12 protein-coding genes and 1 pseudogene are annotated in these 10,350 nt (G+C 48.4%); all 13 read left to right on the forward strand.

The window, feature by feature from the left end; all coding sequences use genetic code 11:
* Positions 1–65: 65 nt before the first annotated feature.
* Positions 66–344: pseudogene (locus CLOSYM_RS00780) on the forward strand (VirB4-like conjugal transfer ATPase, CD1110 family); the annotation flags it as partial.
* Positions 325–1,143 (forward strand): Mom family adenine methylcarbamoylation protein, encoded by an 819-nt coding sequence (locus CLOSYM_RS00785; RefSeq protein ID WP_021640566.1) that lies wholly within the window; start codon positions 325–327, stop codon positions 1,141–1,143. The pseudogene CLOSYM_RS00780 and the gene CLOSYM_RS00785, both read left to right, overlap by 20 nt.
* Positions 1,116–3,098 (forward strand): CD1108 family mobile element protein, encoded by a 1,983-nt coding sequence (locus CLOSYM_RS00790; RefSeq protein ID WP_021640567.1) that lies wholly within the window; start codon positions 1,116–1,118, stop codon positions 3,096–3,098. Before CLOSYM_RS00785 ends, CLOSYM_RS00790 begins: the two co-directional genes overlap by 28 nt.
* A 15-nt stretch (positions 3,099–3,113) precedes the next feature.
* On the forward strand, positions 3,114–3,380 hold the full coding sequence (locus CLOSYM_RS00795) for a DUF4315 family protein (protein WP_021640568.1): 267 nt from the start codon (positions 3,114–3,116) through the stop codon (positions 3,378–3,380).
* Positions 3,370–4,029: a DUF4366 domain-containing protein gene (locus CLOSYM_RS00800; RefSeq protein ID WP_081697033.1), complete on the forward strand. Its 660-nt coding sequence runs from the start codon at positions 3,370–3,372 to the stop codon at positions 4,027–4,029. The genes CLOSYM_RS00795 and CLOSYM_RS00800 overlap by 11 nt, the downstream gene beginning before the upstream one ends.
* 172 nt (positions 4,030–4,201) lie before the next feature.
* A complete protein-coding gene (locus CLOSYM_RS00805) occupies positions 4,202–4,579 on the forward strand; it encodes a cysteine-rich VLP protein (protein ID WP_021640571.1) in 378 nt (125 codons plus the stop codon).
* 150 nt (positions 4,580–4,729) lie between these two features.
* Positions 4,730–5,248: a defense against restriction DarA-related protein gene (locus tag CLOSYM_RS00810; protein ID WP_044902019.1), complete on the forward strand. Its 519-nt coding sequence runs from the start codon at positions 4,730–4,732 to the stop codon at positions 5,246–5,248.
* 10 nt (positions 5,249–5,258) lie between these two features.
* A complete protein-coding gene (locus tag CLOSYM_RS00815) occupies positions 5,259–5,441 on the forward strand; it encodes a DUF4316 domain-containing protein (RefSeq protein WP_044902020.1) in 183 nt (60 codons plus the stop codon).
* Positions 5,441–5,782, forward strand: a complete 342-nt coding sequence (locus CLOSYM_RS00820; protein ID WP_021640574.1) for a plasmid mobilization protein — start codon at positions 5,441–5,443, stop codon at positions 5,780–5,782. The genes CLOSYM_RS00815 and CLOSYM_RS00820 overlap by 1 nt, the downstream gene beginning before the upstream one ends.
* Positions 5,783–5,994: 212 nt before the next feature.
* On the forward strand, positions 5,995–7,671 hold the full coding sequence (locus tag CLOSYM_RS00825; protein ID WP_021640575.1) for an ATP-dependent nuclease: 1,677 nt from the start codon (positions 5,995–5,997) through the stop codon (positions 7,669–7,671).
* Positions 7,668–9,170: a UvrD-helicase domain-containing protein gene (locus CLOSYM_RS00830; protein ID WP_021640576.1), complete on the forward strand. Its 1,503-nt coding sequence runs from the start codon at positions 7,668–7,670 to the stop codon at positions 9,168–9,170. Before CLOSYM_RS00825 ends, CLOSYM_RS00830 begins: the two co-directional genes overlap by 4 nt.
* Before the next feature lie 188 nt (positions 9,171–9,358).
* Positions 9,359–9,652, forward strand: a complete 294-nt coding sequence (locus CLOSYM_RS00835) for a CD1845 family protein (protein WP_021640577.1) — start codon at positions 9,359–9,361, stop codon at positions 9,650–9,652.
* A 95-nt stretch (positions 9,653–9,747) separates the two neighbouring features.
* Positions 9,748–10,350, forward strand: a 603-nt coding sequence (locus CLOSYM_RS22120; RefSeq protein ID WP_021640578.1) for a relaxase/mobilization nuclease domain-containing protein, incomplete at its 3' end; no start/stop codon positions are given.

Genomic DNA, 10,350 nt, shown 5'->3' on the forward strand with positions numbered 1-10,350 from the left:
GGTTCCGAGGGAGGGTGTAGGAAACCTGCCGCCAGCGGCGGCAAGGCGCCTTTACCCTACCCTACGACCTTTTGGCAAGCCGGGAAATCGAGAACATCTTTGAAAACAGCGACTTTCTCGTTATGCTCTCGCAGGCCCAAGGTGACCGACAGATTTTGGCGAAGCAGTTAGGGATCAGCCCCACCCAGTTATCCTTTGTCACCAACAGCAACAGCGGCGAAGGGCTCTTATTCTTCGGGAATGTGATTATCCCATTCTCCGACAGGTTCCCACAGAATACCGAGATTTACCGGCTCTTAACCACCCGCCCGGAGGATTTGAAAGATGAAGCGGCAGGCGTATGACCGGGATACTTCGGGCCAAGTTGGCCCGAAGCTCACTCCGGCGGTACAGGAAATATCAAAAGAACAGGCCGTCAACTTTATCCATCAGTACCATTATTCAAAGATCATGCCACGGCTGAATCGGTTTTATTTAGGCTTTTTCAGGGATGGACAGTTATCCGGCGTGGTAGTATTGGGATGGGGTACGCAGCCCTTGCAGACAATCCGCAAGCTGTTTCCCTGCCATGTACTGCGGACAACGGACTATATCGAGATTGGGAAGATGTGTTTCCTGCCGGACTTCAACGACACCCAATGCTTCGGAAGTCTTGTCATTTCCCAGATGGTGAAATGGCTGAAAGCCAACACACGTTATCTGTATCTTTACACGCTGGCGGACGGTATCATGGGAAAATGCGGCTATGTGTATCAGGCCAGCAATTTCCAGTATGTCGGCAGTTTTACCACAAGCGTTTACCGGGACAGCCTGACCGGGGAGAAAATCCACCCGCGAAGTGCCCGGCTCCTGCTGGAAGAAAACGCGGCCTTTGACGGCGTGGCAAAACGCTACTGGCTGACTTTTGGCTACTGCCAGTACAAGGGGATTGAGAAGATCAATGGCCGTATGTTCCGCTACCTGTACCCGCTTACCAAACGTGGGCGGAGGATTTTACAGAGCTACCCGGAGTATCAAGGTCTGGCCTATCCAAAGGATAAAGACCTGTTCTATTCCATGCGGAGCGCCCCCGGCACTTACATTCCAATTCCACAGCCCCAATTTAACAAAGAGGTATGCCAGTTCAATGTCCAGAGATATTGACTGGCATATTTCATTTTCAGGGAAAGGAGGTTGATTTTATCGCAAAATGGATAGACCGGACGCCCGGAAAGAGGCTGGACACTTCGGGCCAACATGGCCCGAAGTCCGCCAGAAGGAAACAGGCCCCGCCCGGCCCGGAGCCGGAGGCGGCGGGGCATTCCTCCCGCCTGCGGTTTGAGGACGAGGGGGAACCGGGCAACAGCACAGGCCGGACAGGGGAAGAAACCACCTCGGGCCAAGTTGGCCCGAAACAGGGGCAGAAGAAATTCCGGCAGGATAAAGAGCGGCCCCGGCCTTCGGAACGGCTCCGCCGTGAAGGGGAGCCAACCGGAGACAGCGCCGGGGAGCCCCGGGGAGGAACAGCCCCCGGCAAAACAGACAGCGAAGGGCCGCAGACACGGGAAGGAAAAAAGACAGAGAAGGCAAAGGAGCGGGCTGAAAAAGCCGGGGATAAGCTCGGCAAAGCCCACGCCAAGCTGGACGCACAGAAACCACCTAAAGAGCCCGGTATTCCCCGCAAGCTGGCCCGAAGCGCCCGCGCCGGGGCATGGATTTACGCTCATAACAAAATACATGAGGTGGAGCATGAAAATGTGGGCGTGGAAGGAGCCCACAAATCCGAGCTTGTGGCCGAGACAGGTATCCACAAGGTGTCCCAGTTTGCCAAAAGGCGGTGGCGTATCCGCCACGCCCGAAGCGTGGTGAAGTGGGAGAAAAAAGAAATCCGAGCCAGTGCGGACTATGCGTTTCACACCGCCGCGCAGGAGCACCCGGAGCTATACAGCAATCCCCTGTCCCGCTTTTCGCAGAAGTGGAAACTCAAACGGGAGTATGCCAAGCGGGCGCGGGAGGCGGCGAAGCAGGGCGCAAAGGCGGCGGAGAAAACCGCCGTTACCACGGAAAGGCTGGCCCGGCGTGTGGCCCTCTTTGTGAAACGCCACCCGGTCGGCGTCCTGATTGTGCTTGCCGTCCTTCTGGTGGTCATGCTGCTGATGGGCGCTTTATCTTCCCTTCCCGGCATGATTGGGGGCGGGGCCATGAACGCTGTTTTAGGCACTTCCTACGGTTCCGAGGACAGCGACCTGTTAGGGGCTGACGAGGACTACACGGCATTAGAGCGGGCGATGGCGGACGAAATTGCCAATATCGAGAGCACCCACCCCGGCTATGACGAGTACCGCTATCATGTGGACGAACTGGGCCACAACCCCTATGAGCTGGCCTCCTACCTGACAGCAAAATTCCAATCCTACACCCGCGCCGAGGTACAGGGGGAGCTTCAAGCCGTGTTTGACGCGCAGTATAAGCTGACCCTGACCGAGACAGTGGAAATACGCACCTACACTGACGAGGACGGAGACGAGCACGAATATGAGTGGTACATTCTCACCGTCACACTGAAAAACCGTACCCTGCCCGTGGTTATCAACGAGCGGCTGACCGCCGACCAAAAGGAGCTCTATTCGGCTACCATGTGGACGAAGGGCAACAAGCCCTATCTGTGGGATAACATCTACACGGGCGGCGATACCGACCCCGGCCCCTCCTACGAGATACCGGGGGAGGCCCTGACCGACCCGGATTTTGCCGCCCTGATTGCCGAGGCGGAAAAGTATCTGGGCTATCCCTATGTATGGGGCGGGAGTTCCCCGAGCACAAGTTTTGACTGTTCGGGCTTTGTGTGCTGGGTATACACCCATTCCGGCGTTTACAACCTGCCCCGCACCACGGCAACCGGGATTTACAACCAATGCGCCATTATTCCAAAGAACGAAGCCCGGCCCGGAGATCTGATTTTCTTTACCCGCACCTATGACAGCGCCGGGCCTGTCTCCCACGTCGGCATTTATGTGGGCGACAATATGATGATTCACTGTGGCGACCCCATCAAATATGCCAGTATCAACACGTCCTACTGGCAGGAACATTTTTACGCCTTCGGGCGGCTCAACTGAAAAAGGAGGTTTTGCATGAGCAGTAAAATTGACAAGGTATGCGCCGAGATTGAGAAGGTCAAGGCGAAAATCAGCGAACAGCAGTCCCGGCTCCGGGAGCTGGAACGCCAGAAAACCGAACTGGAAAACACGGAGATTGTGGAGCTGGTGCGTTCTCTCAACCTGACGCCCGCCGCGCTGGCCGACTTCCTGAAGGAGCAGAAAAAGGCCCCTGCCGCTTCGGGCCAAGTTGGCCCGAAGTCCGGCGAAAGAAAGGAGGAACCGACTGATGATGAAAACTAAATCCTGTATGGCGGCGCTGACCGCCGTTTTTCTCTGCCTCCCTGTCTTTACCCTTCCGGCCTACGCGCAGAGTACCGAGCCCACGGAGGACCCGCCCGCACAGGAGGAAACCACCACCGCGAAGCCCTTCACCCCGGAGGGAACCGGCACAGTGGTTGACAACGCCACCGACGAGGACGGCAAGGAATTTTATACCATTCAGACCCCGGACGAGCACGTTTTCTTTCTTGTCATTGACAAACAGCGCACAAGCGAAAACGTCTATTTCCTTGACGCTGTGACGGAAAAGGATTTGCTCTCCCTCGCGCAAAGTGAGAAGGAATCCGAGACGTTGGAGCAGGAACCGGAGCCAACACCTGCGCCGCCGGAGCCTACCAACGAGCCGGAACCCGCCCCGGCCCCGGAGCCCGAAAAGAAAGACAGTCCCATCGGAACAATCCTTCTGGTGCTGGCCGTGGCGGTCATCGGCGGCGGGGCCGGCTGGTACTTCAAGATATACCGCCCGAAACATCAGGCCCCCGATCTGGACGAGGAAGAAATTGACTTTGAGGAAGAAGGGGACGAGCCGGACGGGGACAGCGACCTCCCGCCGTGGGACGAGGACGAGCCGGAGGAAGGAGACGAACCGGGGAAGGAGGACAGGGAATGAATTTTACCGACAGCCCCTATGAGCGAATGATGAAGCAGGTTCCCCGGCCCTCCCGGCGCGACCCGGAGCCCTGCTCCGCCTGCCGGGAGCACGGCGGCGATTGCAGGAAGAAGCGGCGCACCCTGATTGTAGAGCCCCGCAGGACTTCGGGCCAAGTTGGCCCGAAGCGGTAATGTGCCGGGAGCTGACCCGTGACGAGAGGAAAACAATCCGGCGGCTGGTCACGGGTATGTGCGCCAACTATGACAGCGAATACGGCTGTCTCCCGTTGGACTGCCCCTGCTATATGCTCGGCAAGTGGTGGACGGGGAGCCTGTGCCGCTACTTCCGGGCGGCGGTACTGCCTCTGGCCCCGGTGCTGGAAACATCCCTCACGGGGGAGGCGGCGGGGCCGGAAATAAGGCGCTGCGCCGTATGCGGGAGGGCCTTTATCCCCGAGGGACGGCAAGCCTACTGCTCCGAAGCCTGCAAGGCCGAGGGCAACCGCCGCCGGAGCCGGGAGCGTATGCGGAAAAAGCGGGAGAAAAACAGGGGGCGGCGTTACGATTAGGCCCTGTAAAACCCCTGTGTTTCCGGGCTTTCCGCGCCCGGTTTGAGCGGCCTTAATATAAATCTATGTCCTACCCCTGTTTTGCGGGGGAAATCGTAACAAGTAAGGACTTCGAGCCAACTTGGCCCGAAGCCGGAAAGGAGGAATTATTTGGACGGGTACAAATACTACTCTACACAGCGGCCAGTGGATATGTGGACGTTCCCTGAACCGCCCGACAACAAGCCCGTGGAGATTAAAAACTATGACTGTGATTTTCGTATTCCCATACCGGGGGAAGCCTTCCAGGCGTGGGGCGAACTGATTTACGCAAAGCCGTTGACAGATAAGCAGATGGAGGACTACGAACTGAAACCCTCCCGGAAAAATCCTGACCTGAAAAAACGCATGGAGGAACAGACACAGGCCCTCGGAAAATGGGAGGACAGCCGCCATTTCTCCGAGCGCAAACGGCTGACGTGGTTCCACCCGGATTTTGGTTCCTATGTGCTGAAAGACTTTGTGACCCCGGAACAGCTCTCGGAGCGGTTTGAAATTATGCAGGAATTACAGGCGGAGCGCAGAGAAAAACTTTCGATTGCCGCCCAGCTCCGCAAGGGCTCGAAGCAGGCAAAGGATCATCAGGAACCGCCCGCAAAGAAAAGCAGCCCCGCCCATGAGGAAAGATAGGAGGTATTTCATGCAGGAAAAGGATAACCCTTTGAAGTCGGCGGAGCTCTCCGCTGAACAGAATTACAACATGATTGACGGTGTGCTGAACAACACGCCGCCCGCCCCGGTTCCCCCTGAACTGGAAAAGCCGCTGGATAAGGTAAAGGAACCGCCCCACCACAAGCGGAGCCGGGAGCGGGAGGAACGGTAATGCCCCGCCGTAGGCGGAATATCCCGCTTTATGTGATGGTATCCCCGGAGGAACTGGAACAGCTCCACGCCCGCATGGACGAGGCAGGCGTCCGCAACATGAGCGCCTTTGTCCGCAAGATGGCCTTAAACGGCTATATCCTCCATGTTGACCTCTCGCCCGTCCGGGAACTGGTTTCCCTGCAACGGCGGTGCTCCAACAATCTGAATCAGGTGGCGATCCACGCCAACACCTACGGCATATACTCGGACGAAATTGCCGGACTTCAACAGGACTACGCCGAGCTGTGGGGGCGCATGAATGACATACTGAAACAGCTATCCGCCATTGTGGAGCTGTGAGCATGGGGAGCGGGGGCCGGGCCCTCGCTCCCCTATTTTTTAATAATCTTGAAAAGCCTGTTTACCACATCCCTATAAAAGTAGTGAATATTCCATAATTCAATTATACCTGCTGGTGCAAAATTACAGTATTTTTATGGCCAATCTTGTAGGCAGGTGGTATAATTTATATATTACAGCCGAACTATGGTATTCGGAGCAAGGAGTTTTTTATGAAATTCGAGAATGTAAAGATTAAAAATTTTAGGAATTTTGAAGATGTGAATATTGATTTATCAAACAAAAATATTTTCTTTGGCTTGAATGATGTTGGTAAGACTAATTTCCTTTATGCTTTACGTTATATATTTGATAAAGATGTTCGCAGGCTCAATTTAATGGATTCTGATTTTCATAATAAAAGATTAGATAAAACCATAGAAATTATGGTCACCCTTGATATTACTGATGTATCATGTACGGATTGTCAAAAGCTACGCGCCCAGTTAAAAGGAGCATTATTAAGTGAGCACAAGAAAGTCTTTATTAAACTTGAAGCAAAATATGATATGCAAGAAATGCTTGCCTTGCCAATATTATATTGGGGCGGAGACGTGGAGCATTTACATGAAATGAAGCAGAGAGGCTATTTGTATGAATTGGATTATGTATTTAACGTCATATATATTGATTCTTATGTGGATTTACACTCATTATTTAAGAAAAATGTTAGCTTACTTATTAAGAATGAAAGCGAAAAGGATCAAGAAATCCTTGATGATATACAGGGGACAGTAGATCAGTTAAACATACATATATCCTCTTTGTCTGGTATCAAGGAATTTGAAAAGAAAATTGCACCGGAATACCAAAAATTTCGCAATGAAGGAATAACAGTTTCTGTAAAATCGGAAATTGCAGTTAAAGGGTTATATTCTAATATCATCCCATATATAAAGCAGAATGATGATGATAATTTGTATCCTACTGCCGGAGAAGGTCGTAAAAAGCTACTTGCCTATTCAATTTTTGATTTGCTATCAGACGAAAGTGCAGAAAAGAAAATCAATTTATTTTTAGTTGAAGAGCCAGAAAACCATTTACATAAGTCAATGCAGATTGCATTATCACAAATTTTATTTACGGATAGCAAGTATACTTATTTATTTGTATCGACACATTCACCTTTTGTACTTTATGAAATGGATAATGTCAATTTAATCCGTATTTATAGTGAACGAAAAATTACAAGTGCCAGCACATTCTATAAAGTGCCAGATAATTTTGAAAAAAACCGAAAAATGCTAAATCGCTCTTTAGCAGAAGCAATCTTTGCGGACAGGGTTCTGTTAGTGGAAGGGCCTTCGGAAGAGATGTTATTTGAAAAAGTCCTTTCAGTTATCAATCCGTTTTATGAAGCAGATGGAATATATGTATTATCAGTTAAGGGCATTGGTTTTGAAGCATATTTTACACTTTTAGATAAATTAAATATTTTGAATGTCGTCAAAACAGATAACGATTTACGAAGTGTGCCATCAAGCAAAAACTATAGTGTTCTGGGCTTTTCCCGTTGTAATAATTTTATTGGTGAGAAAGTCCTTCCAACAGCAAGAATTTCCGAAAATACAATAGATGCCAAAAGGGATTTATATAATAAAAACATTGAATCTTTAGATAAAATACGAGACAAATACCATATTTATCTTTCAAAGGTAGATTTGGAAAACGATTTGGATGAAGCTATACATGATAAATTAGTGAAGTATTTAGGAGCTTCACCGGTTGACTATTTACAAGACTCAAAACACTATCATATGGTAGAGCTAATAGAAAAACTTTCCGATACAGATTGTCGAACGATTTATGAACACTATAATTTTGCCTGTCTCAAGGAGGTATCTGAATGAAATTATCTCCAATCCAAGAAGAAATAATTAATATTCCTGGAAATTTAATCGTCCGAGCAAGTGCCGGCACTGGTAAAACACATACAATGGTTAATAAAATTATAAAAGAGATTGAAGACAATCACACCCATAAGGTCGTTGCTGCAATTACTTTTACAATAAAAGCAGCCCAAGAAATAAAGGATAGGCTTTCTGTTGATATAACTAATCATTTTATCGGAACAAATAATAGTTTTGCTATTGAAGAAATAATAAAACCATTTATGAAAGATGTATATGGTGCTGAATTTGATTTAGATATGAGCACAGATTATTCTTCCAAAGTAGACACTTATCAAGCTGGTATTGATAAGATTAGATTGGAGGGTGTTCTTTGCTCCTACCAAGATACTAAAAAAAATTTTATATTTGATTTAGCACAAGAAATTGTAGAGGAATCTTTGGCCTGTAAACTTTATCTGCAAGCAAAATATTTCAAAATTTATATCGATGAATATCAGGACTGCGATCAATCAATGCATAAATTTTTCATGTACCTATGTGATGAATTATTTATTAATACTTTTATTGTTGGTGATGAGAAACAATCCATTTATATATGGCGCGGTGCTTATCCAAAAGCATTTAAGGATATTTGGGAGAAAGCTAATTTTGAAAAAAGATTTATGGGTGATAACTTTCGTTCATGCAAACAAATTCAAAACTATTCCAATTTACTTTGTGAAGAAACATGTAAACTTTATAGCCCTACAGAAAATCTTGAGAATATTGTATGGCTTACGCCCACATCTACAGATTGGGCCGCCAAAGTAATCTCACAAATAGATAGTGGAAAAAAGTCGGCTCTATTACGATACACTAATGAAAATGCAAAATTGGGGGCTGAAGCATTATCAATAGCAGGAATAGAATATAAATATATTCCTCAAATTCCAATAGCAGATATAACTACCGATACAGCATGGTTATATTCAGCTGTTGCGAAGTATCTTATTTTAGAAAAGTATTCTGCTTATGATGTTATTTCAGAAATACCAGTTGAAGGAAACGAAAGTAAAAAAACTATATCTACTATCAAAAAGTTGCTTAGTAATATAGAATTTTCACAAGATGATGAAGGTTCTTTTAATATTGCCGTCGAGAAGTTGGCAGAATATTTAGGTTATCAAACCAGAGAAGAACATTTAAGTAAATTGTATCGAACTGTTTCGGATAAAAGTTTCCATGTTGCTTTTGAGGCGGATAAATACCAACATGTTGCAATTACATTCCACTCTTCCAAGGGATTGGAATTTGAACAGGTTATTGTATTTGCTGAAGATTATAGACTTTCAGATATGCCGAGTGTTTATAATCATTATGTTTCCGTTACACGTGCTAAAAATAAATTAATTATTGTTAAACAGAATAATTATAATGCAAATTGTTTTCAAGCAAATTTGTCAAAGCTATTCTTGAAAAGTGGATTAAACATATCAGATATTGTATTACTCAAATAGATTTTTTTATTGGTAAAAAGAGAGGAAAGGTTATATCCTTCTACCTCTCTTTTTTATGTGGAAACACCTCGGGCCAAGTTGGCCCGAAGTATGCTGGGACAAGATTTGCAAAATCCCGACAACATTGTTGTCCGGCCCCTGAAATGGTAAAATTATAGTAGGATAAAACAAAGAAAGGGGCTGTTACTATGAGACTGATATTTAAGATTTTTGCGTTGCCGTTCCTGCTGGTTCTGTCGCTTCTGGTGGCCGTGCTGATGTTCCTGTTTGATATGGCCGGGTGGCTTTTGTCCTTAGCCTCCGGAGTGCTGGCCCTGATTGCCGTGGGCCTGTTCGTGCTCCAACATCAGCCTGTCGGCGGCGTGGCGTTCCTCGTCTTGGCTTTCCTGCTCTCCCCCTATGGGCTCCCAGCTATCGCAGAATTTATCATCAGCATATTGGACGGACTGAATTACTCACTCCGGCGGTTCATCACAAGCTGACAGGCGACGGGACTTCGGGCCAAGTTGGCCCGAAGCAGGAATGGCAAAACGGCGGCTCTGCGGGGCCGCCGTTCTTCATGGAATGGAGGTGAGATATGGCAACTACCCGCCATTTTACCCGGCATATCAACTCCGGGGAAACGATAGCGGAAGCAATTAAGGACTGTACTGACTACGGCAAAAATCCTGACAAGACCCGGGGCGGCGAACTTATCTCCGCTTACGAGTGTGACCCGGCTACGGTGGACGCCGAATTTCTGCTTTCCAAGAGTAAGTACAAGGCCATAACAGGCAGGACGCAGAAATGGGACGAGGACATTTTATGCTATCAGATCAGGCAGTCCTTCCTACCCGGAGAAGTGACCCCGGAAGAAGCAAACCGTATCGGCTATGAGCTCGGCATGAGCTGGACAAAAGGCAACCACGCTTTTCTAGTAACAACGCACATTGATAAGGCACACATCCATAACCACATTTACTACAATTCAACGTCACTGGACTGTACCCGGAAGTTTCGGAATTTCTGGAACAGTTCCTTTGCAATCCGGCGGGTAAGCGACCGGATCTGTCTGGAACACGGGCTTTCGATTGTGAAAAATCCGAAGCCCCGGAGTAAAGGCAAGTTTAAGAATTACGGGGAATGGCTCGGAGACAACAAACCGCCCACCTTTCAGGAGCGGCTGCGGGCGCAGATCGAC

This window comes from [Clostridium] symbiosum ATCC 14940 (assembly GCF_000466485.1).
Lineage (GTDB): Bacteria > Bacillota > Clostridia > Lachnospirales > Lachnospiraceae > Otoolea > Otoolea symbiosa.